This window comes from Lentzea sp. NPDC003310, assembly GCF_040610935.1.
Classification (GTDB): Bacteria; Actinomycetota; Actinomycetes; order Mycobacteriales; family Pseudonocardiaceae; genus Lentzea.
Window position 1 is genome coordinate 222,376 of sequence record NZ_JBEXNC010000005.1, and the last position, 24,248, is coordinate 246,623.

A 24,248-nucleotide genomic window follows, 5' to 3' on the forward strand; every position below is an offset into this window, starting at 1 on the left:
GACCTAGTCGCGTTCGATCAGGTGGCCGATCACGTCCGGGCCGGGGTGGGCGTGGCCCGAGCCGTCGCGGCGCGGGTCGATGTCCGGCAGCTCCACCGGCGAGCCCTTGTCGTCGGCGCCCGCCGGGCGGGAGCCGATCCACGCGAGGACCAGGTGGGTCTCCCCCTTGAGGAAGCGCTGCGAGCGCACGCCGCCGGTGGCGCGGCCCTTCGGCGGGTACTCGCTGAACGGGGTGACCTTCACGCTCTGGCCGGACGAGGTGACGACCATCGGCTCGCCGTGTTCGGCGTCGTCGGTGCGGATCGCGCCGAAGAAGACCACGTGGGCGTCACCGCTCAGGTTGATGCCCGCCATGCCGCCGCCCTTGAGGCCCTGCGGGCGGACCAGCTTCGCGTCGTAGCGCAGCAGGGACGAGTCGGAGCTGACGAACGCCAGCGTCTCGCTGCCGTCGGTGAGCCAGGTGCAGCCGACGATCTCGTCGCCGTCCTTGAGGGTGATGACCTCGAACTCGTCGGAGCGGACCGGCCACTCCGGCACGCACACCTTCACCGTGCCGAGCTTCGTGCCCAGCGCGATGCCGGGTGAGTCCTTCGGGTCGAGCGGCGCGATGCCGACGACCCGCTCCCCCTTCTCCAGCGGCACCAGTTCCGAGGCGGCCATGCCTCCCCGCAACGAGACCGTGCCGCTCTGCTCCGGCAGCACCGGGAGCGGCAGCACGTCGGTCTTGAAGGCACGGCCCAGGTTCGTGATCAGGACGACCTGGCCGCGGGCCGTGGAGTGCACGACCGCGGACACCGCGTCGTGCTTCACGCGGCCCGCGCGGCGCTTGCCCTCGGACGCCTCCTCCGACTCGGCCGCGGTGCGCGCGACCAGCCCGGAGGCGCTCAGGATCACCTGGCACGGGTCGTCCGCGACCTCCAGCGGGCCGGCGGGCTTCGACGCCGCCAGCACCTCCTTGAGGTCACCGTCGATGAGGCTGGTGCGGCGGTCGCCGCCGAGCTCCTTCGCGACGGTCGCGAGCTCGGACGAGACGAGCTTCTTCAGCACGCCCTCGTCGTCGAGGATCGCGGTGAGCTCCGCGATCTCGCCCCGCAGCTTCTCCTGCTCGTTCTCGAGCTCGAGCTTGTCGTAGCGGGTGAGGCGGCGCAGCGGAGTGTCGAGGATGTAGGAAGCCTGGATCTCCGACAGCTTGAACTGCTTCATCAGGCCGTCCTTGGCGGCGGCGGCGTTCTCGCTGCCCCGGATCAGCTTGATGACCTTGTCGATGTCGAGCAGCGCGATCAGCAGGCCGTCGACCAGGTGCAGGCGTTCCTCGCGCTTGCGGCGGCGGAACTTCGTGCGGCGCGTGACGACCTCGTAGCGGTGCTGGAGGAAGACCTCCAGCAGCTGCTTCAGGCCGAGCGTCTGGGGCTGGCCGTCGACCAGCACCAGGTTGTTGATGCCGAACGACTGCTCCATCGGCGTGAGCCGGTAGAGGTCGGCGAGCAGCGCCTGCGGGTTGACGCCCACCTTGCACTCGATGACGAGGCGGATGCCGTTCTCGCGGTCGGTCAGGTCCTTGACGTCCGCGATGCCGGTGAGGCGCTTGGACTTGTTGACCTCGTCGGTGATCTTCTCGACGATCCGCTCCGAGCCGACGCCGTACGGGAGCTGCGTGACGGTGATCGCCTGACGGCCCCGGCTGCCCTCGAGCAGGCCGATCTCGACCTTCGCGCGCATCCGGACCACACCGCGCCCGGTCTCGTAGGCCTTCCGCACCTCGTCGAGGCCCAGCAGCATGCCTCCGGTCGGCAGGTCGGGGCCCGGCACGAACTCCATCAGCTTGTCGAGGCTCGCGTCCGGGTGCGTGATCAGCCACCGCGCCGCCCCGACCACCTCGCGGAGGTTGTGCGGGATCATGTTCGTGGCCATGCCGACCGCGATCCCGGACGTGCCGTTGACCAGCAGGTTCGGGAACGCCGCCGGGAGCACGGACGGCTCCTCCAGCGACCCGTCGTAGTTCGGCCGGAAGTCGACGGTCTCCTCGTTGAGCTCACCGACCAGCTGCATGGCGACCGGCGACATGCGGCACTCGGTGTACCTCGCCGCGGCCGGCCCGTCGTCCGGCGAACCGAAGTTGCCGTGACCGTCGATGAGCGGCTCGTTGAGGCTGAAGTCCTGCGCGAGACGCACCAACGCGTCGTAGATCGCCGTGTCACCGTGCGGGTGGTACTTGCCCATGCAGTCGCCTGTCACGCGCGCCGACTTCACGTACGCGTGGGTCGGCCGGTACCCCTGCTCGTGCATCGAGAACAGGATGCGGCGGTGCACCGGCTTCAAGCCGTCCCGCGCGTCCGGCAGTGCCCGCGAGTGGATGACCGAGTACGCGTACTCCAGGTAGGAGTCCTCGATCTCGGTCTGCAGCGAGTTGTCGAGCACCGTGGCGCCGGCCCGGTCGAACGCGGCGGGGTCGACCTTGGTCGTGGATCCCTTGCGGCGTGCCATGAGTCTTGTTGGTCTTTCTCGTTAGAGGTCGATGGCCGACTGGTCGACCCGTGCGGACGACTCGATGAGCCAGTTGCGACGCGGCTCGACCTTCTCGCCCATCAGGAGTTCGAGCGCGCCTTCGGCGGCTTCGGCGTCGTCCATGGTGATGCGCCGGACGGACCGGGTGGACGGGTTCATCGTGGTCTCCCACAGCTCGTCCGCGTCCATCTCGCCCAGGCCCTTGAACCGCGGCACCGGCGTGACGACCGTCTTGCCGGCCTTCTCCAGCCGCGCGACGGTCTGCTCCATCTGGCGCTGGGTGAAGGTGAAGTGCGTCTCGGCGTTGCGGCCGCGGGTCATGACCTTGTGCAGCGGGGGCATGGCCGCGAAGAGGCGGCCGTCCTCGATCACCGGGCGCATGTACTTGGCGAACAGGGTGATCAGCAGCGTGCGGATGTGGCTGCCGTCGACGTCCGCGTCGGCCATCAGGATCACCCGGCCGTACCGCATCTGGGACAGCTCGAAGGTGCGGCCGGTGCCGGCGCCGAGCACCTGCACGATGGAGGCGATCTCGGCGTTGCGCAGGGTGTCGGCGAGGGAGGCCTTCTGCACGTTGAGGATCTTGCCGCGCAACGGGAGCAGCGCCTGGTACTCGGAGACGCGGGCCATGCGGGCGCTGTTGTGGACGAACACCCCGGCTTCGAGGGCGAAGTTGTGGTAGCCGTCGACGGTCAGGTCGTAGACGTCTTCGCGCTCGGGCAACGCCTCGACGGACGCGACCGAGTGGTTCACCATCGACGCCGCCTCGCGCAGCCGCGCGAAGTCGTCGTCGTAGTGCGCCAGCACCTTCGCGAACTTCAGCCCTGTCTTCGCGTTCTGCCTGCGGTCGAGCTCGTAGGCCAGCGCCAGCTCGAAGTTCGACGGCGTGGACAGCATCGGAGCCATGCGCTTGAGCGCGGCGATCCTGCGCCCCTCGTTCTGCCGCGCGACCTTCTCGTCACGGGAGACGGACTCGACGTACCGGCGACGCCCGTCCTGGATCTTCTCCAGGTGGCCGGTGGCGGGGTCGGCCATCCGCTGCTTCATCCGAGCCGAATGCTCGCGGCCGAACGCGGGGTTGGCCTCGTGCCAGGCGACGACCGCGTCGCGCTGGCGCTGCCGTTCGGCGGGGTCGGAGAACTGCTCGGCGGTCGAGAGGGAGCGCCATGCCAGCAGTTCCTCGTCCTGCCACTGCGCCAGCGCGCGCTCGCGCCACTCCTCGCGCTTACCCGGCTGGGCGAAGAACGCGCGCACCCGCTCGGCCGCCGCGGCGCGGTGTCCGGGCTCGGCCCAGTACTCGGCCTGCACCGCACGCAGGCGCTCGGCGTAGGCGACCTTCTCCTGAGCGCTCAGAGCCGAGTACCAGTCGCGGAAACCCTGCTCGATGCGGGCGCGGAACTGCGGGTCCTGGTTGCGCTCGGCGAGACGGGCGAGGCAGGAGGCGCGGAACTCCGGGTTCTTCCACTGCTCGGACAGCATCGCGGACTTGAACTCGGTGCCGCCCGCCGCCAGCCACGCGCGGTACCCCTCGTGCACGTGCTCGCCCATCATCGCGGCGTGCAGAGCGGCGTGGTCCTCCCACGTCATCCGCTTGAGGTTGCGCGGGTCGTTGTTGCGCTTGTCGACGTCGACGTGGTGGCGGACGTTGCCGTTCTCGGCGCTGTCGAAGCCGTGGCGCAGGTTGTACGAGTCGGCCAGGTAATGGGTGTAGACCCACTCCTGCCGGTCGTTCATCCAGACCCGCTCGTAGCCGTCGAGCTTGTCGCCCCCGGCCTTCGAGGACACCGACCGGTACAGCGGCATCAGCGAGTCGCCGGGCTCCAGCGCGTCGGCCCGCCGGTAGGAACCGTCGCGCAGCCGGAACAGGTGGTCCGGCGTGCACCGCACGGACTCGCCGTTGTCCAGCGTGACGCGGACCAGCGACGCGTTCTTCTTGGTCAGCCGGGGCTCGACCAGAGGGACGACGACGACCCTGCCCGCCTTGTTGGTGGCGTAACCGAAGTGCGTGACGCCACGACTCCAGTCGTCGACCAGCTCCCCGAACGACAACGACTTGCCAGACGCGAGCGAAACGCGAGTTTCCTTCACGAAACAGCCCAATGCGCTGTCCCCCTCGACCAGGAACAGCTCGGACCGCGAAACACCCGTGGTGCGGCAGTCGACGAGCTTCGCGGGCATCGCCGCGCCCTCGAGCGCCGTCTTGCGGCGGGCCGCGTCCTTCTGCTGCTTCTGCGTGAGCCGGACGCGGGAGGCGTCGACGACCTTCTGCAGGACGGTCTTGGCCTCCACCTTGGACTTGCGGTCCTCGGTCCACGCGCGGACCTGCTGGTCGACGATGCCCTGCAGCACCTTGGTGATGCCCGCGGTGGACAGCTCGTCCTTGGTCTGCGAGGTGAACTGCGGCTCGGGGATGCGGACGTGGATGACGGCCGTCATGCCCTCGAGCACGTCGTCGAGGGTCGGCATCTCCTCCTTGGGCTTGAGCAGGCCCCGGGTCTTGGAGATGGCGTCCTGGACTGACTTCAGCACGGCGCGGTCGAAGCCGCGGCGGTGGGTGCCGCCGTGCATGTTGCGGATGGTGTTGGTGAAGCACTCGACGGTGCGCTCGTAGCCGGTGCCCCAGCGCAGCGCGACCTCGATCTCGGCCTGACGCTCCACTTTGGACCGCATCACGCCGTTCTCGTCGGCGGCGTTCTCGAAGTAGGTGCCGCTGCCGGTGATGACCAGGGTGCCGGAGACGGCGCGGTCGCCGGACGGGGCCAGGAAGTCGACCATGTCGGTGAGGCCGTGCGGGTAGTGGAAGACCTCTTCGGAGATCGCGTCTTCCAGCGCCGTGCGCAGCACGTAGGTGACGCCGGGGACGAGGAACGCGGTGTTGCGCAGCTTCTGGCGCACCACCTCGACGTCGAGGGCCGCGCCGTTCTCGAAGTACCGCGCGTCGTGCCAGTAGCGGGTCGAGGTGCCGGTCGACTCGCTGCGCTTCATCTTGCCGACGACCTGCAGGCCCGCCTGGCGGGTGAACTTCGCCTTGGGGCCGGGTCCGTCGAAGACGCCGGGGACGCCGTGCGCGAACGACATCTGGTGGACCTTGCCGCCGCGGCGGACCGTGACGTCGTAGCGGTGTGACAGCGCGTTGACGGCGGAGGCGCCGACGCCGTGCAGGCCGCCGGAGGTCTTGTAGCCGGAGCCGCCGAACTTGCCGCCGGCGTGCAGCTTCGTGAGGACCAGTTCCACACCGGACAGACCGGACTTCGCGTGCACGTCGGTCGGGATGCCGCGGCCGTCGTCGTCGACCTGGACGCTGCCGTCGGCGTGCAGCGTGACGACGATCTTGGTCGCGTGGCCCGCCACGCCCTCGTCGGTCGAGTTGTCGACGATCTCGCTGAAGAGGTGGTTGATGCCCCGGCTGTCGGTCGACCCGATGTACATGCCTGGCCGTTTGCGGACGGCCTCCAGACCTTCCAGGTGGGTGAGGTCGTCGGCCCCGTACAGGGTCTCTGCGGTCACGGGTACTGCTCCCTGGTCGTGTGCGGACTACCAGGAGGGTATCCGCCTGCTCTGACAATTTTTCGCAGGACGCCCGTCACGGAAGTGGAAATCGCTTCGAAAGGCGCGGCGCACCACGTCGAAAACCACCACCGCAGCCGTTCTGACCTGCTATTTGTGCCAAATCAGGCCCAAACGAGACCGTTTGGCGAACGTCACGCGCGCGAGTGGGCCTCGAGGCCGGATACCCGAGCACGTGCGACCGCAACCCGAGGTCCCGATCTGCGTGATTGGTCTGTCCTATGTGGACCGCAGGCCACCTCGGCAGCAGGTCGGCGGCGGGAGGGGCCCGGGTTGCGCGCGAGACCTTTCCGAGACCTTCCCGAAACGGACCCGTGAACCGTGGTGAACAACGGCACGTATGCCCCGGTGTCGGAAACGGACCGAGGGACGGAGTGATCGCGTGCGGCATGGTGTGGACTCGGGTCTCTTCCAGCAGACCGCGCACAGCCCGTCCTACTTCGAGCTGTCGCGGACGGGTGCGGGCGAGCTCGTCGACTTCTGCATCCCGTGCAACCCGTACTTCCCGACGCCGCAGATGTTCGAGGAGCTCTCGAAGAACCTCGAGGCGGTCCTGAAGTTCTACCCCAGCGACTCCTCGAAGATCGCGGCCCAGCTCTCCAGCGTGCTCGGCCTCAACCCGGCGACGATCGCGATGTCGAACGGGTCGACCGAGCTGATCACGTGGATGGACCACATGTGGATCCACGAGAGCGTCGCGATCCCGATCCCGACCTTCGGCCGCTGGACCGACCAGCCGATGGAGAGCAACAAGCGCGTCGACATGTTCCTGCTCCAGGAGAGCACCAACTTCGAGCTGGACGTCGACGAGTACATCAAGTTCATCCGGGCCAGGGGCAGCAAGGTCGCCGTGATCTGCAACCCCAACAACCCCGACGGCGGCTACCTGCCGCGCCGGGAGATCGTCCGCTTCATGGACGAGCTCGCCGACCTCGACCTCATCGTGATCGACGAGTCGTTCATCGACTTCGTCGAGGTCGAACGGGTTCCGTCGGTCGCGGCCGAGGCCTCCATCCGGCCCAACGTGGTCGTGCTGAAGAGCCTCGGCAAGAACTTCGGCCTGCACGGCATCCGCTTCGGCTACCTGGTCGCGAACCCCGGCCTCGCCGGGAAGATGCGCCAGATCCTGCCGAAGTGGAACCTCAACTCCCTGGCCGAGACGGTCGTGTTCATGCTGGCCGAGCACGAGGCCGAGTACGCCGAAAGCCTGCGGCTGCTGTCCCGGGACCGGTACCGGATGGGCATGGAGCTCTCGCGGATCCCGGACCTCACGGTCTACTCCTCGCAGGCCAACTTCCTGCTGGTCAAGCTCGGCGGCGGCATCGACGGCCGCGAGTTGCGGGACCACCTGCTGTCCCGTCACCAGGTCTTCATCCGCGAGTGCGGCAACAAGCTCGGCATGAGCAGCAAGTTCGCGCGCCTGGTGGTGCGGCCGGAACACGACGTGGACCGGCTCGTCGAGGGCATCCGCGACTTCACCCAAGCGAGGTGGACGAACGACCACGCAAGCCATTCCAGCCATTCCAGCGAACCGTCGCTGCTGATGCACAGCGCCTGACAGCGCACCCGTTCCACCTCTCCGAAAGGTTGCCCAGAGATGTCATCACCGCACGCCCTCAGCGGTCGGCGCGGCCAGGTGGCTGCGGCCGCGCTGGTGGCCGCCACACTGCTGAACGCGGCCATGTTCGGCGGTACCGGCGCCACGGCGTCGTCTCACCGCGAGGCTCCGCTGATCGCGGGTGACCCGGCCGTGGACAACACGGACCTGTACGCGTTCGTGAGTCCCGACCACAAGGACACCGTGACGCTGGTCGGCAACTGGTCCGGCTTCCAGGAGCCCAACGGCGGCCCCAACTTCTTCCCGTTCGCCGAGGACGCCCAGTACGACTTCAACATCGACAACGACGGCGACGCGAAGCCGGACATCACGCTGCGCTGGCAGTTCCGCGACGACGACCGCCGCAAGAACAACACGTTCCTCTACACCAACGGCGTGGTGGACTCGCTCGACGACGAGAACCTGCTGTTCCGGCAGCGCTACGACCTCGAAGCCATCTACGAGAACGGCCAGAAGGTCAAGCTGGCCAGCAACGCGCCGGTCGCGCCGTCCCCGAACGGCCCGGCGTCGATGCCCGACTTCAAGAAGCTGCGCGACCAGGCGGTCGTCGCGATCCCCGGCGGCGGCAAGGTCTACGTCGGCCCGTCCGAGGACGCGTTCTTCGCCGACCTGCGGGTGTTCGACCTGCTCTACGGCGGCAACCTGAGCGAGGTCGGCCAGGACACGCTGCGCGGCTACAACGTCAACACGATCGCGATCCAGCTGCCCAAGAACGCGCTGGCGCTCAAGAACGACATGCACCGCAACCCGAACATCGGCATCTGGAGCACCACGCAGCGCCGGTCGCTGCAGCTCTCGCCGGGCAAGGCGCAGCCGGTCGGTGACTTCGTGCAGGTCTCGCGCCTGGGCAACCCGCTGGTGAACGAGGTCGTGGCGCCCGCGGGCCTCAAGGACGCGTTCAACGGCCTGCGCCCCGACCAGGACGCCGGCGTGAAGGAGCTCGTCGACCGGGTCGTGAACCCGGAGCTGCCGAAGCTCGTCGAGGCGATCTACAAGATCCCGGCGCCGCAGGGCCAGCGCGACGACCTGGCGGAGATCTTCCTGACGGGCATCACGAAGAAGCTCGGCGCGCAGATCAACGCCGACCTGAACTCGCAGGTCGACAACCAGGACGCGGACAAGAACCGGTTCCGGCCGTCCGAGATGCTGCGGCTGAACATGATGATCGCCCCGAACCCCAACCCGAACCGCCTGGGCCTGCTCGCCGGCGACACGCAGGGCTTCCCGAACGGCCGCCGCCTCACCGACGACGTCGTGGACATCGCCGTGCAGGCGATGGAGGGCGCCGCGGCGTCCGGCAAGCTCGTGGAGGCGCTCGCCACCGGCGACAAGGTCGACGCGAACGACCAGCCGTTCGAGGCCGCCTTCCCGTACGTGGGCCTGCCCCGCAACGGCACGGCGGTCAACGCCTCGGGCACCACCGCCGAGGTCGCGGTCAACCCGGTCGGCAAGATCGGGAACATCGACCCGATGGCCATGACCACCGCGGTCGGCTCGGCGGTCGTGTTCGGCGCCGGATTCCTCATCTGGCGCAAGCGTCAGCAGCAGATCCGCAAGTACGGATCGCACTCGAAGTGAAGTACCAACAACGGCAGGCCGTCGCGGTGGTTCTCCTGGTCACCGCGGCGCTTGCCCACCTAGCCGCCTCCGGTCCTGCCGACAGCAGGGCCGGGGGCGCGCCCCTCGAACCCGTCGTTCCCGCCGTGGCGCAGCAGAACCAGATGCACAAGGTGGTCCACCAGCTGCAGCGGCGGTTGCACGAACTCCCGCAGGACAAGGCTTCCTGGGCTCGGCTCGGCTCGTCCTACGTGGAGCTGGCCCGGGTCACGGCCGACCCGGCGTACTACGCGAAGGCCGAAGGTGCTTTGAAGAACGCGGGTGACACGGGCCTCGCCGCCATCGGCATGGGCACGCTGGCCAACGCCCGCCACGACTTCCACGCGGCCCGCGACTGGGCGCTGAAGGCGATCGCCGCGCTGCCGTCCTCCGCGGAGGCCCACGGCGTGCTGGCGGACGCGTTGACGCAGCTCGGCGACGACGCGGGCGCGCAGGAGGCGGTGCAGAAGATGCTGGACCTCAAGCCGAACACGGCATCGTTCGCCCGCGCCTCCTTCCACTTCGAGCTCCACGGCGACGTCGACGGCGCCCGCGACGCGATGCAGCGCGCGCTGAAGTCCTCCACGACGCCCGAGGAGATCGCGTTCTGCCGTTACCGGCTGGGCGAACTCGCGTTCGACCACAACCAGTTGGACGTTGCCGCCGGGCACTACGAGCAGGGACTGGCGGCGAGAGGAGACGACATGACTCTCACCCAAGGCATGGCGAAGGTCGCGGCGGCACGGGGCGACGTCCCGGTGGCGCTGGAGTCCTACCGCAGGCTCGTGGCACGCGCTCCCCTGCCCCAGTACCTGCAGGAGTACGCGGAGATGCTGGAGGCCTCCGGCAGGACGGAGGAGGCCGGCCGGCAGTACGCCGTGCTCACCGAGCAGCAACGACTGATGGAGTCCCAGGGTGCTTCCGACGATCTGGCCGCGGCCCTCGTCGCCGCGGACCGCGGTGATGGCATGCAGGCGCTGCGCCGTGCGGAAGCCGAGTGGGGACGCCGGCAGAGCGTCTTCGTCGCCGACGCCATGGCGTGGGCACTGCACGTCAACGGAAGGGACGCGGAGGCGTTGAGCTACTCCGACCGCGCGGTGGCGCTGGGCTGGCAGAACGCCACGTTCTCCTACCACCGCGGCATGATCCTCGCCGCGCTCGGCCGGGTCGTCGAGGCCCAGGAGGCGCTGGTGCAGGCGTTGCGGCTGAACGCGAACTTCTCCCCGCTGCAGGCGCTGAAGGCGGGCCGCAAGCTCGCGGAGCTCCGAGGCGGCAGGTGAGCCTGTCGAGCTGGGTGGTGCGGCCCCTGCTGGTGGTCGCCCTGCTGCTCGCCGGCATCTTCTTCATCAACGGCGAGGCGTCCGCCCACCCGCTCGGCAACTTCAGCGTCAACCACTACCACGGGCTGCACCTGCACCCCGACCGGATCGACCTCAGGTCCGTGGTCGACGTGGCGGAGATCCCGACGCTGCAGGAGAACCTGAAGACCCGGGACGCGCGGCAGTGGTGCGACGAGGTGTCCCGCACCGATCGTTCCACTGTGGACGGACGGCGGATCTCGTGGACGCTCTCCAGTTCGACCAAGGACCACCCGCTCGGCCAGGCCGAGCTGAGCACGACCCGGCTGGTCTGCGAGTTCACCGCCAAGGTGGACCTGGACCGGCCCGCGCGGCTCGAGTTCTCCGACCAGTCGAACGCCGACCGGGTCGGCTGGCGCGAGATCACCGCCGCCGGCACCGGCGTGCGGATCACCGACTCGCCGGTGCCGACGCAGAGCATCAGCGACGAGTTGCGGACCTACCCCGAGGACCTGCTCAGCAGCCCCCTCGACGTGCGGGCCGTCGCCTTCACCGCCGAACCGGGCAGCGGGTCCGAACCCAAGCAGGCATCCGGCTCCCCCGTGCAGTCGTTCAGCGTCACGGCGGCCAAGCTCAACGACATCCTGGGCAGCGACGACCTCACGCCGTGGCTCGGGTTCCTGGCCCTGTTGCTGTCGCTGGTGCTCGGCGCCTCGCACGCCGCGTTGCCCGGTCACGGCAAGACGCTCATCGCGGCCTATCTCGCGGGACGGCAGGGCACGCCGCGAGACGCGTTCATCGTCGGTGCGTCGGTCACGGCCACGCACACCGGTGGCGTGCTGGTCCTCGGTCTGGTCATCAGCGCCTCCAGCGCGCTGGCCGGCGAGCAGGTGCTGCGCTGGCTCGGACTGGTCAGCGGTGTGCTGATCACGATGATCGGGGTGATGCTGCTGCGGTCGGCCCTGTCGACGACCCGCGAACCCGCGCTCGCCGGAGCCACCACGGGACACGGACACGGTCACGGGCATGGCCACGGGCACGGTCATGGGCACGGCCACGGACATGGGCACGGCCACGGCTACAGCCGCGCGAGCCTCGTCGGCATGGGCGCGGCCAACGGCCTGGTCCCCTCGCCGTCCGCGCTCGTGGTCCTGCTGGGCGCGATGGCGCTGGGCCGCACGTGGTTCGGCGTCCTGCTGGTCGTCGGCTACGGCGTCGGCATGGCCGGCACGCTCACCGCGGTCGGGCTGCTGCTCGTGAAGGCCCGCGACCGCGTGGAGAAAATCCTCGACGGCCGCGCCACCCGCCTGCTGTCCCATTACGCACCCGTCGGCACGGCCGCGATGGTCGTGGTCGTCGGCGCCTGGCTCGCATTGCAGGCCGTTTAATTACACCCCTGTAAGTCGAAGGGCCCGGATTCTCTCGGAATCCGGGCCCTTCGACTGTTTTCGTGCCTACAGGTTCGCCACCACGAACGCCTTGCCTTCGGCGTTCTCGACCGCGACCGACTTCACGGCGTCCAGCGGGACGCTGACCATGCCGGTCACCTCGCCGCCCTCGACCCTGGCCTTCTCGGTGGACGTCCACGCGAAGGCCTCGGTCTTGGTGCCGTCCTTGCCGATCACGACCAGCTTGCACTTCTGCGCCGCCGGCAGGCCGTTGATCTTCGCGGTGACCTGGTAGCGGTCCTGCGACGACTGCTTGACCTCGGCGACCATCCTGATCCCACCGGCCGCCGTGCCCTCTCCCGTGAGAGAGCTGGCGACCGACGTGCCCGGCGCCTGGTTCTGCATCAACGCCGCCGCACCCCCGAACGCGACCACCGCGGCTACTGCCGCGGCGGCGAGATAGCCCGGCCAGCGCCGGGGCTTGGCGTGCTGCGGTTCGGGAAGGTCCTCCACCGGCAGCGGACCGGGTCTCGGGCGGGGTGTGGCCTCCCGCTGCTGCGGGATGACCGACTCCTGCCTGATCTGCCGCAACGTGCGTTGCAGCAGCAGGTCCGACGGCATGGGCAGGTCGTCCTCGAGCTCGTGCAGAAATGCCTCACGAGGCACGTCGTCAAGTGCTGTTCGGATCCGATGGAAGTCGGCGACCTGCGCACGGCAGGACGGACAGCCCCGGAGGTGCTGCTCCACGCCAAAGCTCTCGTTCGCGTCCAGAACGCCGAGCGCGTAGCAGCCAAGGGTGACCGCGTCGTGCGCGCCAGCTGTCATACGACCTCCTCGTCGTCCCGATTCGACCCCCGCGGCGAAACGGTGTCACGAAGGAAAACGGGCAGATAGGAGTGGTCGGTTCAGCGTTCGAACGAGTTCATTCTGATATCGCATAACAATGGCATTACGTAACCGCTCAACTACCCTTCACCGCGGTCCTGAGCTGCCCTTTTCACTCGATCGGACGACTCAAGTCGGCCCGCACGACTACAAGCACGTCCGTGTACGAACCAGCGGTCGTTCCTCGGATTCGATGAACGCCGCGAGGCCGTCCAGCACGCGTGCGAGACCGAACTCGAACTCGTCGAGCGGGCGTTCGAAGGAGCCCGAGTTCCAGAGGTGGGTCATCATCGGCAGCCGGTCCGGCGTGAAGTGCTCCCAGAGGGCGTCGCGGCCGTTCCACCACTCCTCCTCGGACACCCCGGTCTCCCGCTCGGCCTGCACGCGGTCCGCCATCGTGCGGCCGACGCCGTCGACGAAGTGGCCCACCGTCGTCACCACGGCCACGATCTCCTCGCCCGAGAGCCCGAGCTCGGACACGACGGCGTAGGCGGCGTCGGTGCGGGTCATCGCCTGCGGGCCGGGCATCCGGCGCGAGGTCGTCAGCTGCAGCATCCACGGGTGCGCGCGGTACATCGCCCACACCTGCCGGGCGTAGAACTCCAGCCCGGCCCGCCACTCCCCCTTGGGCGTGTGCTCGGTCTCGCCCCACACCGCGTCGACCATCAGGTCCAGCAGCTCGGACTTGCCCGGCACGTGCCGGTAGAGCGACATCGCGGTGTTGCCCAGGGTCTCGGCGACCCGGCGCATGGTCAGCGCGTCGACACCCTCGGCGTCGGCCACCTTGATCGCCGCCTCGACCACCCGCGACTGGCTCAGCGCCGCCTTGGGTCCCCTGGTCGGCTCGGCCGGCGGCTCCCACAGCAGCCGGACGCTCCGATCACGATCGCTCTTCACCGAGCCCCCTCTTTCACAACCTGCTTGCTGTGAATCTTAGAACCGTGTACAACGTACACCCTGTGTACGACGTAAGCAGTTAAGCCACGGGGGTGAAGTCGTGGGACACGCGGTGTTCGCGGAAGGCCTGCGCAAGAGGTTCGACAAGAACTGGGCGCTCGACGGGTTCGACCTGGCGGTGCCCGCCGGAACGGTGTGCGGGCTGCTCGGTCCGAACGGCGCCGGCAAGACCACGGCCGTGCGCATCCTGGCCACGTTGCTGCGCCTGGACGGCGGGCGGGCCGAGGTCGCGGGGCACGACGTGGCGCGGGAGGCACCGGCCGTGCGGCGGCAGGTGGCGCTCAACGGCCAGCAGTCGACGGTCGACGACGTGCTGACCGGCAGGGAGAACCTGGTCATGTGGGGGCGGCTCTACCACCTGTCGAAGCGGCAGGCGGGACAACGGGCCGACGAGCTGCTGGAGCAGTTCGGGCTCACCGACGCGGCGGACAAGCGCGCCAAGCACTACTCGGGCGGCATGCGGCGGCGCCTGGACCTCGCGTCGAGCTTCATCATGCGGCCGTCGGTGCTGTTCCTCGACGAACCGACGACCGGCCTCGACCCGCGCAACCGCGGTGAGGTCTGGCGGGAGGTGAAGCGGGTCGTCGCGGAGGGAACGACGGTGCTGCTGACCACGCAGTACCTGGACGAGGCCGACCAGCTCGCGGACCAGATCGTCGTGCTCGACACCGGCCGGGTGGCCGCGCAGGGCACGCCGGACCAGCTCAAGTCCAAGCTCGGCGGCGACCGGATCGAGGTCGTGGTGCGCACCGCCGACGCGCTGCCGGTCGTGGCGGACGTGCTCGGGCCGGACGCCGAGGTGGACCAGGACTCGTTCCGGGTGAGCGCGGCGGTGACCGACCGGGTGGCGGCGCTGACGCGGGTGACGTCGGCGCTCGCCGCGAAGGGCGTGGAGGCCGAGGACATCGCGCTGCGGCGGCCGACGCTCGACGAGGTCTTCCTGGCGATCACGGGACACAAGGCGGTCGAGACTTCTTCTGGGGGACGGGCATGAGGTACGCGGTCGTCGACTCGTGGGTCGTCGCGAAGAGGGACCTGATCCACTGGGTGCGCGAGCCGGTCAGGGTGTTCGCGAACCTCGCCTACCCGATCATCTCGGTGCTGATCTTCGGCCTGGTGTTCGGCAGCGCCATGAACGTCTTCGGCGGCGGCGAGTACATCGAGTTCCTGCTGCCGGGCATGTTCGGCCAGACCATCGCGTTCGGCGTCGGCACCACGCTGATGATGGTGTCGATGGACGCCGACCGCGGCGTGACGGACCGGTTCCGGGCCTCGCCGATGTCGCAGACCGGCGTCGTGGCCGGGCGGAGCATCGCGGACCTGGTGAACTCGTCGCTCGAGCTGCTGGTGCTCGCGCTGTGCGGGCTGGTGATCGGCTGGTCGTTCCACGACGGGCTGCTCAACGCGCTGGTGGCGTTCGCTTTGCTGCTGTGGCTGCGGTTCGCGCTCGTGTGGGTCGGCATCTACCTCGGCCTGCTGGTGAAGCCCGAGGCGGCGCAGGCGTCCTGGATGTTCCTGTTCCCGCTGACGATGTTCGCGAACACGTTCGTCTCGCCGGAGCTGATGCCGGGCTGGCTGCGGTTCGTCGCGGAGTGGAACCCGCTGTCGTCCACCGTGGCGGCCGCGCGTGAGCTCTTCGGCAACCCCGGGGTCGGCGGCGATTCGTGGGCGGCGCAGCACTCGCTGCTACTGGCCGTGCTGTGGCCCGCGGTGTTCGTGGCGATCTTCTGGCCGCTGTCGGTCCTGAAGTACCGCAACCTGAGCCGCTAGCGCCAGATCGGTCCGGAGCTGGTCGGCGAGCCACCGCGCGAGCAGCCGCCGCCAGTTCCGGACCCGGGCCAGCAGCTCGGGCCGCAGCGTCGGGTCGTCCTCCCACTCCCGCCAGTCCTCGCTCGCGAGCCAGCCGATGCAGCCCGCGATCCGGTGCACCCGCAGCAGTTCCGCGTCCGGCCTGGTGCCGTAACCGATCCAGAACTCCTGCGGCAGCGCGGTTCCGTGCAGGTAGAGGTGTTCCTCGAACGCCGCCAGCTCGTCGAGCGGGTTGCCCTGGCCGGGGTTGTCCCAGTCGATCAGCGTGGCCTTCCCCCGCCCGACGATGATGTTGTAGAGGTTCACGTCGTTGTGCAGCAGGCCGACGCGGTGGATCTTGCGGAACGCCCGGCCGATGCTGCGCCACACCTCGTCGGACACCGGCAGCGCGTCCGCGAGCGTCCGTCCCTCGACGTACTCGACCAGCACGTCGCCGCGCCCGTTCTGCGCGAGGACCTCCGGCGCACCGGGCACGACGAACTTCGGCAGGTCGCGCGCCACCTTGGGCTGCCGCAGCACGGCCTTGCGCCCGTCGGCCAGCGTCACGAGGTGCAGGACGTTGGTCAGACCGTCCCCTTCCAGCGGTTCGACGCGGACGGCGGTCTCCAGCAGGCGGAACAAACACCTACCTCCAGTGGCGATCGGTGTAACGCGGGACACATCGGACAGATAAGGAACGTCGGGGGATGCATTCGGCGGCGAAGCACGCATGGAGGCACACCGATGGTCCAACGTCCCCGGCGCTTGGCGCTGTTGTCGGTCCTGGCACTGGTTCTACCACTGGCCGTGACCGGACAGGCACTCGCTGATCCCAACAACAACTCCCCGGCGAAGCTCACCAGAGCCGTGACCCTGAACGGGGTTCTCCGACATCTCGACGCGTTCCAGTCCATCGCGGACACCTACGGCGACCGCGCGGCCGGACGTCCTGGATACCAGGCCTCGGTGAACTACGTGGTCTCGCGGCTGAACGCGGCCGGCTACTCACCGACCGTGCAGGAGTTCGACTTCCCGTACGTGGAGGACAACTCGGAGCTCCTGCGGGTCTCGCCGGTCCCGCGCTCCTACGTCCGCGACTCCGAGTTCACCCGCAACAACTTCACGCCGACGTACGAGGGGACCGCCACGGGCCCGCTGCGCCCGGTCGACGTGATGATCCCGCCCGGCCCGGTGGCGAACTCCAGCACCAGCGGCTGCGAGGCCGCCGACTTCGCCGGGTTCCTGCCGGGCTCGGTCGCGCTGATCCAGCGCGGCACGTGCGGGTTCAACGTGAAGGCGCTCAACGCGCAGGCCGCGGGCGCGGCAGCCGTCGTGCTGTTCAACGAGGGCCAGCCCGGCCGCACCGGGCTGTCCACGCCGATCGGTGACACGCCGGGCCTCGCGATCCCCGTCGTGTTCGCGACCTTCGCCGCCGGTGTGGACCTGTCGCTCCTGCCCGGCGCCACCGTGACGGTGAAGGTCGACTTCACCGAGGAGACGCGCAAGGCGTGGAACGTGTTCGCCGAGACCAAGTCCGGCAACGCGAACAACGTCGTCATGGCCGGCGCGCACCTCGACAGCGTCCAGGACGGGCCGGGCATCAACGACAACGGCAGCGGCACGGCCGCGTTGCTCGAGACCGCGATCCAGATGAGCGGGGTCAAGCCCAACGCCAAGGTCCGCTTCGCCTGGTGGGGCGCCGAGGAGGAGGGCCTGCTCGGGTCCGAGCACTACGTCGCCACGCTGCCGCAGGCCGAGCAGGACAAGATCGCGCTGTACCTGAACTTCGACATGGTCGGCTCGCCGAACCACTTCTTCGGCATCTACGACGGTGACGACTCGAGCGGTACGGCACCGGTCCCGATCCCGCCCGGTTCGGCGGAGATCGAGGACGTGTTCGAGAAGTTCTACGCCGGCCGAGGCCTGCCGTCGGAGGACACGGACTTCTCCGGCCGGTCGGACTACGGGCCGTTCATCGCGGTCAACATCCCGGCCGGTGGCCTGTTCACCGGCGCGGAAGGGGTGAAGACCGCCCAGCAGGCGGCGTTGTACGGCGGCACGGCCGGGATCGCGTTCGACCCGTGCTACCACCAGCCGTGCGACGACAGGTCGAACCTGAACCTGACCGCGCTGGACGTCAACGCCGACGCCATCGCCACCGCGGTGATCACGTTCGCGTTCGACACGTCGACGGTGAACGGCGTGCGCGCGCCCGGCAAGTCGCACGGACGCGCGCCGCAGGGTTCCGCTAGCTAGCGGTGTGGTGCGGACCGTGAGCCGGTGAGTTCGCGGTCAGACGGGTGCGTCGTGGTGCCGCCCCCACACCCTCGTACTGGTTGTACGGGGGTGTGGGGGCGGTGCCGCGAGGCGCCCTGCTGAGCGTGAACTCACCTGCCCGCGGGCCGCTCCACATCGCTGGCCCAGAGGTCGCACCGGTGATCGGCCGGTGCGACCTCGACGGTCGCGAAGAGCCGGACGTCCTGGCGTGCCCAGCCGGGATGTCCGGTCCGCGCGAACCGGGTCCACGCGCCGACCATCTCGTCCGACAGCCGCTGCTGCTCCGCGGTGAGCTCGACGCCGCCGTAGGAGAACAGGAACGGCAGCTCCGAGCCGTGGTAGGCGCCGTACGGGAACTCCGGCATTCCCGGGAAGATCATCGGCGGCTCGGGTTCGGCGAACTCGTAGCCGAACGCGCGGGTCTGCGCGCGCAGTTCGGCGTTCGGGCAGTACGAGGTCATGTCCGAGAGCGCGGCCGACAGCGCGACCCGTTCGTCACCGCCGCGCGGCGGGTGGGCGGCGAGGATCCGCTGTGCCTTGGCGGCACCGAAGCCCTCGGTCAGCGCCTGCTCGTAGCCGGCGGCGTCGAGGACCGGGTAGAACATCGCGGCGAACACCGAGAACTCGTCGCGCGCGGTGCCCGCGAGGATCGGAACGCGGTGGTGGCGGCCTTCTCGGACCACCGTGATCGGGTTCTCCGGCAACGCCTCCGTGCCGTACGCGGGCGACGCGAACCGCGGTGTCAGCGCGGCGATCTCCGCGAAGGCGAGGCGGCGCAGGCAGTCCACGTCCGTGCAGGAGGTCGCCTGGGCTCCGGCCCGTTCGACGTCCTCGCGCGCAGCCCAGGCGTGCTGGACCCGGGCCTCCCCCGCCGGCGTGCCGAACTGGCAGGGTCCACTGTGGATGATCGCTCGCTGGAACAGGCCCCGCGTGCGCGGCGAGGTCAGCTGCGCGCACGTCGACAGGCCGCCGGCCGACGCCCCGAACAGCGTGACGGAGCGCGGATCGCCGCCGAAGGAGCGGATGTTGCGCTGGACCCACTCGAGCGCGGCCTGCTGGTCGCGCAGCCCGAACGCGCCGGAGCCGGCGAGCCCCGGGAAGCCGAAGTAGCCGAAGGCGCCGAGCCGGTAGTTGATCGTGACGACCACGGAACCGTTGCGCGCCAGTCGTTGCGCGCCGTAGTCGGAACCGGCGCCGCTGGTGAAGCCGCCGCCGTGCAGCCAGACCAGGACCGGGCGGTCGGCAGCACGTTCCGGCGCGGTCACGTCGAGGTACAGGCAGTCTTCCGAGTCCTCGCACCGAGGACCGGGCCGGTCCGCGCGCAGGACGCCGCGCCACGGCTGCGCGGGCTGCGGATCGCGCCAGCGGTTCTCCCCGACGGGCGGGGCGGCGAACGGGATGCCCTGGAACGAGCGCAGGGACGAGGTGGCGGTTCCCGACACGAATCCGGTGTCGGTGCGGACGATTCCCGCGGCGTGGGCGGGAACGGCGGTGGCGGCGATCAGTGCGGCCGCGAGCACGATGGTTGAGGTTGAACGCATGTCACGATCAACCTAACCCCGGCCGCAAACGCTTTACACAGCAGCGGTCCTGTCCCGCGACAGCAGCCGCGCCGCCACCGCCGCCGGCACGTACATGAGCACACCGTAGACGGCGGGCGGGATCGCCATCGTCTCGTCGTTGAGGACCGTCAGCGCCAGCGTGATCGCGATGGTGGCGTTGTGGATGCCGATCTCCATCGCGCTCGCGATCGCCTGCTTGCGCTCGACGTGGAACGCCCTGGGCACGTAGTAGCCGATCAGCAGGCTGAGGATGCTCAGCAGCAACGCGACCGGGCCGAGCGTGCCGATGTTGTCGATCAGCTGCTCGTAGGCCTGCGCGATCGCGGCGATGATGACGAGCACCAGCACCACGACGGACGCGATGCGCACCGGGTCGTTCATGCGCAGCGCGAAGGCCTCGAACCTCCGGCGCACCAGCATGCCGATCGCCACCGGCACCAGCACGATCGCGAAGACCTGCACGAACTTCGCCGGCTGCAGCCCGACCTCGGCGTTGTCGGCCATGAAGTGCGCCATGCTCAGGCCCACCACGAGCGGCAGCGTGAAGACCGCCAGCACCGAGTTGATCGCGGTGAGCGTGATGTTGAGCGCGACGTCGCCGCCCGCGAGGTGGCTGAAGAGGTTCGCCGACGTGCCGCCCGGTGACGCGACGAGCAGCATCATGCCGACCGCCAGCACCCCCTTGAGCCCGAACGCGAGCACGAGGCCGAGGCAGATCGCGGGCAGCACGACCACCTGGCAGACCAACGCGATCACCGCGGCCTTGGGGTACTTCGCGACACGCGCGAAGTCGTCGACCGTGAGGGTCAGGCCGAGGCCGAACATGACGAGGCCCAGCGCCAGCGGCAGGAAGATCTGTACGACGAGCACGGCGGCCTCCGCGGATGTCCAGCTTGTGCAGTTTGATCTGTTCGGAAGATCCTGGCGTTACGCCCGCGCCGAGGGAATCGGCCAGGTGGCGGTACCGCGGACCCGCCGTCGCGCACGGACAGTTCCAAGTGGACCACCCCGAGTCGCGCACCGTCGGCATCGAGGCGCGCACTTCTTGTCCGACGCGCGCGGCCGGCGCACCCTGGTGCGATGGCGCGCCTGCTCACCCCGCGCTTCGCCCTCCTCACCGCCGCCGAGCTGAGCTACTTCACCGCGGCGGGCATCTCCGTCTACGCGGTCCCCTTCTACGTCACCGGCCCGCTGCACGGGTCCGAGGCCGCCGCGGGCCTCGCGTTCGGCGCGTTCGCGGTCTCCGCGCTGCTGCTGCGCCCCGTCGCGGGCCGCCTCACCGACCGCCTCGGCCGGCGGCCCCTGTTCGTCGGCGGTGCCGCGGGCGCCGCCCTCAGCTTCGCGCTCACCGCGCTGGGGCCCGACCTGCCCGCGCTGCTCGCGCTGCGCCTGCTACTCGGCGTCGCCGAGGCCGCGTTCTTCGTGGCCGCGTTCGCCGCCCTGGTCGACATCGCCCCGCCGGACCGCCTCGGCGAGGCGCTGAGCTTCAACTCCCTCGGCCTCTACCTCGGCCTGGCCTTCGGACCGCCGCTGGGCGAGGTGCTCGCGCAGCGGTCGTTCCCCGCGGCCTGGCTCGCCGCCGCCGCGCTCTGCGTCGCGTCCGGGGTCGTCATCGCGTTCGTCGGCGAGACCGGCGCGCACGCCGAGCAGAGGAGCACCGCGCTGATCCACCGGCCCGCGATCGGGCCTGGCATCGCGCTCTGTGCCGCGGTCGCGGCGAGCGGCGGCTTCCTCGCGTTCGCCGCCCTGCGCGCGCAGGAGACCGGCATGGGCAACGCGAGCCTGCCCCTCTTCCTCTACGGGGCGACGGTCGTCGTGGCGCGGGTGGTCTTCGCGAAGGTGCCGGACCGCCTGCCTCCGTTGCGGCTCGGCGCGCTGGCGCTGGCGGTGATCGCGGCGGGCCTGTTCCTCACGCCGGTCAGCCTGCTCGCCGGCAGCGTGGTGCTCGCGCTGGGCGTCACGTTCAGCACGCCCGCGTTCTTCGCCGCCGTCTTCGCGACCGCCCAGCCGCACCAGCGCGGGGCGGCGTCCGGGACGGCCAGCGCGTTCCTCGACGTCGGGATCGGGGGCGGGCCGATCCTGCTCGGCCTCGTCGCGACGATCTCCACCTCCGCCGCCCTGGCCGCGGCGGGCCTCGTCGCGGTGCTCGGCTGCCTGTGGACGCTGCGGCTGCGACACTGATCGTCGTGCAGATCGGCGTCTTCACCGCGGGCGAGGGCGATCCGGCCGGGATCGTCGCGCTGGCGCTCGCGGCCGACGAGGCGGGTTTCGACGTCTTCGCGGTCGGCGAGCACCACAATCCGCCCTACTGCTCGTCCAGTCCCGCCACGCTGCTCGCGCACATCGCGGCGCGGACGTCGTTGCGGCTGTCGACCGCCACCACGCTCATCACCACGAACGACCCGGTGCGGCTCGCCGCCGAGTACGGCACCCTCGCCCTGCTCGCCCCCTGCCGGACCGACCTCGTGCTGGGGCGCGGCACCACCGCGCGGGTGTTCGGCTGGTTCGGCAAGGAGATCGAGTACGGGCTGCCGCTGACGATCGAGAACTACGCCGCGTTCCGCGCCCTGTCGCCCGGCGCGGACGTCTGGCACGCCTGCACGCGCTCTCCCGAGATCGCCGACCTGGCCGCGGAGCACGGCGACGGGCTGTTCGTGTTCGCCGGGCAGGCCGGGCACGTGCGCCGGTACCGCGAGCAGGCCGCGCGTCCCCGGCTCGGCGTGCTGGCCGAGCACCTCGACGAGGGCCTCGCGCACGAGCCCGACCGCCTGCTGGTGAAAGTCGGCAGCCCCGCCGACGTCCGAGAGCTAGGGTCGGCGGTGTGTTCAGCCTTGCCACACCGCCGCTCTTCGCACGGCTCCGCGACGCCCGCACCGTCCTGATCGCCGGAGCCGGTGGCGGCTTCGACGTGTTCGCGGGCATCCCGCTCGGGGTCGCGTTGCGCGAGCAGGGCAAGCGCGTGCACTACGCGAGCCTCAGCTTCAGCGACCTGGAACGCCTCGACCTCGACGCGTGGCTCGAACCGGGCCTCGCCGCCGTCGAACCGGAGACCTCCGGCGAGGACGCGTACTTCCCCGAACGCGAACTCGCGCGGTTCCTCGGTGACACCGTCTACGCGTTCCCGCGCACGGGTGTGCGGCCGTTGCGCGGCGCGTACCGCCGGATCATCGAGAAGCACGCGGTCGACGCGGTCGTGCTCGTCGACGGCGGCACGGACATCCTGCTGCGCGGCGACGAACAGCACCTCGGCACCCCGACCGAGGACATGACGAGCCTCGCCGCCGCCGCGGGACTCGACGGCGTGGTGAAGATCGTGACCAGCCTCGGCTTCGGCGTCGACGCCCACCACGGCGTGTGCCACGCGCACGTGCTGGAGAACCTGGCGGCACTGGACAAGCAGGGCGCGTACCTCGGCGCGCTGTCGATCCCGTCGGACAGCTTCGAGGCCCGCGCGTACACGACCGCGGTGCAGCAGGCGCAGGACGCGACGCCGTTGTCGCCGAGCATCGTGAACGGCCAGATCGCGGCCTCGTTGCGCGGCGAGTTCGGGGACGTGCAGTTCACCACGCGCACGCAGGGCAGCGAGCTGTTCGTGAACCCGTTGATGGGCGTGTACTTCAGCGTCGACCTCGACGCGCTGGCCCGCAGCGTGCACTACCTGCCGGCGCTGGAGAACACGCGGACGGCGTTCGACGTGGCGCTCGCGATCGAGGAGTACCGCGAGAGCGTGGACGACCGCCGTCCGGCGCGCGCTCTTCCTCACTGACGCCGGACCACGAAAGCCACCACCAGGACCAGCACGCCGACCGCGAAGGCCGAGCCCAGCACCCAGAGCCCGTAGACCGCGAACGCCACGAACTCCGAGCCGATCGCGGCCACGGACGTGACCGTGGCGCGCGCGTCCGAGGAGATCCGGTGCTGGAGCTCGGTCTCCACGTGCACCAGCACGAACCGGTAGAGGCCGTAGAACAGTCCCAACAGGACGATCGCGAGCGGGACGGCCAGCCACGCCGCCACGATCAGCAACGCGCCCGAGGCGAACAGCACCCAACCGCGGAACGGCAGCCGGCCGCCGAGCGAGGCACCGGCCGCGCCCATCAACGGCACGCCGATCGTCGCCATCGGCACCCACACCGTCGGCACGTGCCAGTCCTGCGCGAGCAGCGTGAAGTACTCCTCGAACGCGTCGATGGCATACACCAGCGCGACCGCGAGCACGGCGCGTTTGATCGGCACGGAGGCCCGCAGGCCCTCCTTGAGCGTCGCGAGGTAGCCGAGCTCGCCGTCGTCCTCGTCGCCGCCGCGCTCGGGTTCGGGGAACCACAGGGCGATCACCGACGCGCCGAGGCACATCACGACCGAGATCCAGCCGGCCAGCTCGTAGCCGCCGTGCGAGAACAGCACCGTGGCGATGACCGCGACCGGCACCTGGGAGATCAGCTCGATGGTGTCGACCCGCGCGTTGAGCTGCCCGTACCGGTCCTCGTCACCGTTGGCCGCGAGTCCGTCGTAGAGCAGCGCCTCGAACGAGCCCGACTGCAGCGTGCCGCCGAGACCCCACAGCACGAAGCCGGCCGCGAAGCCCCAGAACGACGGGAAGACCACCCACGCCGCGTGGCCGAGCGCCTGCAGCACACCGGAGGCGACCAGACAGCTCCGCCGCGAGAACCGGTCCGCGAGCGCACCCGACGGCACCTCGAACACGACCGAGGTCAGCGACCAGATCGCGAGCAGCACCGAGATGGAGGCGTCCGACAGCCCGCTGTCGGCGAAGAGCAACGCGTACAGCGCGTAGATCGGGACCAGG

The 24,248-nt window shown here is 69.9% G+C and carries 18 protein-coding genes; 10 read left to right on the forward strand and 8 right to left on the reverse strand.

What is annotated here, in order from left to right; all coding sequences use genetic code 11:
- Positions 1-3 precede the first annotated feature (3 nt).
- A complete protein-coding gene (locus ABZX02_RS11165; protein ID WP_355297114.1) occupies positions 4-2,484 on the reverse strand; it encodes a DNA topoisomerase (ATP-hydrolyzing) in 2,481 nt (826 codons plus the stop codon).
- A gap of 21 nt (positions 2,485-2,505) precedes the next feature.
- The gene (locus tag ABZX02_RS11170; protein WP_355297116.1) at positions 2,506-6,012 is read right to left on the reverse strand and encodes an ATP-binding protein; all 3,507 of its coding nucleotides are present in this window, start codon (positions 6,010-6,012) and stop codon (positions 2,506-2,508) included.
- A 442-nt stretch (positions 6,013-6,454) separates the two neighbouring features.
- On the opposite strand from ABZX02_RS11170, the gene ABZX02_RS11175 reads away from it, so the two are divergent.
- The 4 genes from ABZX02_RS11175 to ABZX02_RS11190 are packed head-to-tail and all read left to right on the forward strand — an operon-like array spanning position 6,455 to position 11,972.
- On the forward strand, positions 6,455-7,630 hold the full coding sequence (locus tag ABZX02_RS11175; RefSeq protein WP_355297117.1) for a histidinol-phosphate transaminase: 1,176 nt from the start codon (positions 6,455-6,457) through the stop codon (positions 7,628-7,630).
- A 39-nt stretch (positions 7,631-7,669) separates the two neighbouring features.
- Positions 7,670-9,268, forward strand: coding sequence for a DUF4331 domain-containing protein (locus ABZX02_RS11180; RefSeq protein WP_355297119.1), 1,599 nt, complete (start codon positions 7,670-7,672; stop codon positions 9,266-9,268).
- Positions 9,265-10,566 (forward strand): tetratricopeptide repeat protein, encoded by a 1,302-nt coding sequence (locus ABZX02_RS11185; RefSeq protein WP_355297121.1) that lies wholly within the window; start codon positions 9,265-9,267, stop codon positions 10,564-10,566. The genes ABZX02_RS11180 and ABZX02_RS11185 overlap by 4 nt, the downstream gene beginning before the upstream one ends.
- Positions 10,563-11,972, forward strand: coding sequence for a High-affinity nickel-transporter (locus tag ABZX02_RS11190; RefSeq protein WP_355297122.1), 1,410 nt, complete (start codon positions 10,563-10,565; stop codon positions 11,970-11,972). The genes ABZX02_RS11185 and ABZX02_RS11190 overlap by 4 nt, the downstream gene beginning before the upstream one ends.
- Positions 11,973-12,038: 66 nt before the next feature.
- Here the strand turns inward: ABZX02_RS11190 and ABZX02_RS11195 are convergent, their stop codons facing one another.
- Together ABZX02_RS11195 and ABZX02_RS11200 are read right to left on the reverse strand one after the other, a co-directional pair.
- Positions 12,039-12,797: a zf-HC2 domain-containing protein gene (locus ABZX02_RS11195; RefSeq protein WP_355297124.1), complete on the reverse strand. Its 759-nt coding sequence runs from the start codon at positions 12,795-12,797 to the stop codon at positions 12,039-12,041.
- Between the two features lie 207 nt (positions 12,798-13,004).
- Positions 13,005-13,754: a TetR/AcrR family transcriptional regulator gene (locus ABZX02_RS11200; RefSeq protein ID WP_355297127.1), complete on the reverse strand. Its 750-nt coding sequence runs from the start codon at positions 13,752-13,754 to the stop codon at positions 13,005-13,007.
- A 100-nt stretch (positions 13,755-13,854) separates the two neighbouring features.
- Between ABZX02_RS11200 and ABZX02_RS11205 the strand changes: the two genes are divergently transcribed.
- On the forward strand, positions 13,855-14,808 hold the full coding sequence (locus ABZX02_RS11205; RefSeq protein ID WP_355297129.1) for an ATP-binding cassette domain-containing protein: 954 nt from the start codon (positions 13,855-13,857) through the stop codon (positions 14,806-14,808).
- Positions 14,805-15,584, forward strand: a complete 780-nt coding sequence (locus tag ABZX02_RS11210) for an ABC transporter permease (protein ID WP_355297131.1) — start codon at positions 14,805-14,807, stop codon at positions 15,582-15,584. Before ABZX02_RS11205 ends, ABZX02_RS11210 begins: the two co-directional genes overlap by 4 nt.
- Here ABZX02_RS11210 and ABZX02_RS11215 read toward each other — a convergent pair.
- The gene (locus ABZX02_RS11215; protein WP_355297133.1) at positions 15,501-16,244 is read right to left on the reverse strand and encodes a lipopolysaccharide kinase InaA family protein; all 744 of its coding nucleotides are present in this window, start codon (positions 16,242-16,244) and stop codon (positions 15,501-15,503) included. The genes ABZX02_RS11210 and ABZX02_RS11215 overlap by 84 nt on opposite strands.
- 102 nt (positions 16,245-16,346) lie before the next feature.
- Between ABZX02_RS11215 and ABZX02_RS11220 the strand changes: the two genes are divergently transcribed.
- A complete protein-coding gene (locus ABZX02_RS11220; protein ID WP_355297134.1) occupies positions 16,347-17,858 on the forward strand; it encodes a M28 family peptidase in 1,512 nt (503 codons plus the stop codon).
- A gap of 131 nt (positions 17,859-17,989) precedes the next feature.
- On the opposite strand, the gene ABZX02_RS11225 is transcribed toward ABZX02_RS11220, so the two are convergent.
- Both ABZX02_RS11225 and ABZX02_RS11230 read right to left on the reverse strand, forming a co-directional pair.
- Positions 17,990-19,420, reverse strand: a complete 1,431-nt coding sequence (locus tag ABZX02_RS11225) for a carboxylesterase family protein (protein ID WP_355297136.1) — start codon at positions 19,418-19,420, stop codon at positions 17,990-17,992.
- Between the two features lie 33 nt (positions 19,421-19,453).
- Positions 19,454-20,311 (reverse strand): bile acid:sodium symporter family protein, encoded by an 858-nt coding sequence (locus ABZX02_RS11230; protein ID WP_355297138.1) that lies wholly within the window; start codon positions 20,309-20,311, stop codon positions 19,454-19,456.
- Positions 20,312-20,521: 210 nt separating this feature from the next.
- Between ABZX02_RS11230 and ABZX02_RS11235 the strand changes: the two genes are divergently transcribed.
- The 3 genes from ABZX02_RS11235 to ABZX02_RS11245 are packed head-to-tail and all read left to right on the forward strand — an operon-like array spanning position 20,522 to position 23,207.
- A complete protein-coding gene (locus ABZX02_RS11235; RefSeq protein ID WP_355297140.1) occupies positions 20,522-21,622 on the forward strand; it encodes an MFS transporter in 1,101 nt (366 codons plus the stop codon).
- The gene (locus ABZX02_RS11240) at positions 21,598-22,323 is read left to right on the forward strand and encodes an LLM class flavin-dependent oxidoreductase (RefSeq protein ID WP_355297142.1); all 726 of its coding nucleotides are present in this window, start codon (positions 21,598-21,600) and stop codon (positions 22,321-22,323) included. Before ABZX02_RS11235 ends, ABZX02_RS11240 begins: the two co-directional genes overlap by 25 nt.
- On the forward strand, positions 22,263-23,207 hold the full coding sequence (locus ABZX02_RS11245; protein WP_355297144.1) for a DUF1152 domain-containing protein: 945 nt from the start codon (positions 22,263-22,265) through the stop codon (positions 23,205-23,207). Before ABZX02_RS11240 ends, ABZX02_RS11245 begins: the two co-directional genes overlap by 61 nt.
- Here the strand turns inward: ABZX02_RS11245 and ABZX02_RS11250 are convergent.
- Positions 23,201-24,220 carry an MFS transporter gene (locus ABZX02_RS11250; RefSeq protein ID WP_355297145.1) on the reverse strand — a complete coding sequence of 340 codons (1,020 nt, stop codon included), beginning with the start codon at positions 24,218-24,220 and terminating at the stop codon, positions 23,201-23,203. The two genes, ABZX02_RS11245 and ABZX02_RS11250, sit on opposite strands and share 7 nt — an antisense overlap.
- Between the last annotated feature and the right edge of the window lie 28 nt (positions 24,221-24,248).

Bases quoted from the DNA above. Each gene is read 5' to 3' on its own strand.
- ABZX02_RS11220 (WP_355297134.1), top strand. From the start codon at position 16,347: ATGGTCCAACGTCCCCGGCGCTTGGCGCTGTTGTCGGTCCTGGCACTG.
- ABZX02_RS11225 (WP_355297136.1), bottom strand. From the start codon at position 19,420: ATGCGTTCAACCTCAACCATCGTGCTCGCGGCCGCACTGATCGCCGCC.
- ABZX02_RS11180 (WP_355297119.1), top strand. From the start codon at position 7,670: ATGTCATCACCGCACGCCCTCAGCGGTCGGCGCGGCCAGGTGGCTGCG.
- ABZX02_RS11210 (WP_355297131.1), top strand. From the start codon at position 14,805: ATGAGGTACGCGGTCGTCGACTCGTGGGTCGTCGCGAAGAGGGACCTG.
- ABZX02_RS11235 (WP_355297140.1), top strand. From the start codon at position 20,522: ATGGCGCGCCTGCTCACCCCGCGCTTCGCCCTCCTCACCGCCGCCGAG.
- ABZX02_RS11165 (WP_355297114.1), bottom strand. From the start codon at position 2,484: ATGGCACGCCGCAAGGGATCCACGACCAAGGTCGACCCCGCCGCGTTC.
- ABZX02_RS11195 (WP_355297124.1), bottom strand. From the start codon at position 12,797: ATGACAGCTGGCGCGCACGACGCGGTCACCCTTGGCTGCTACGCGCTC.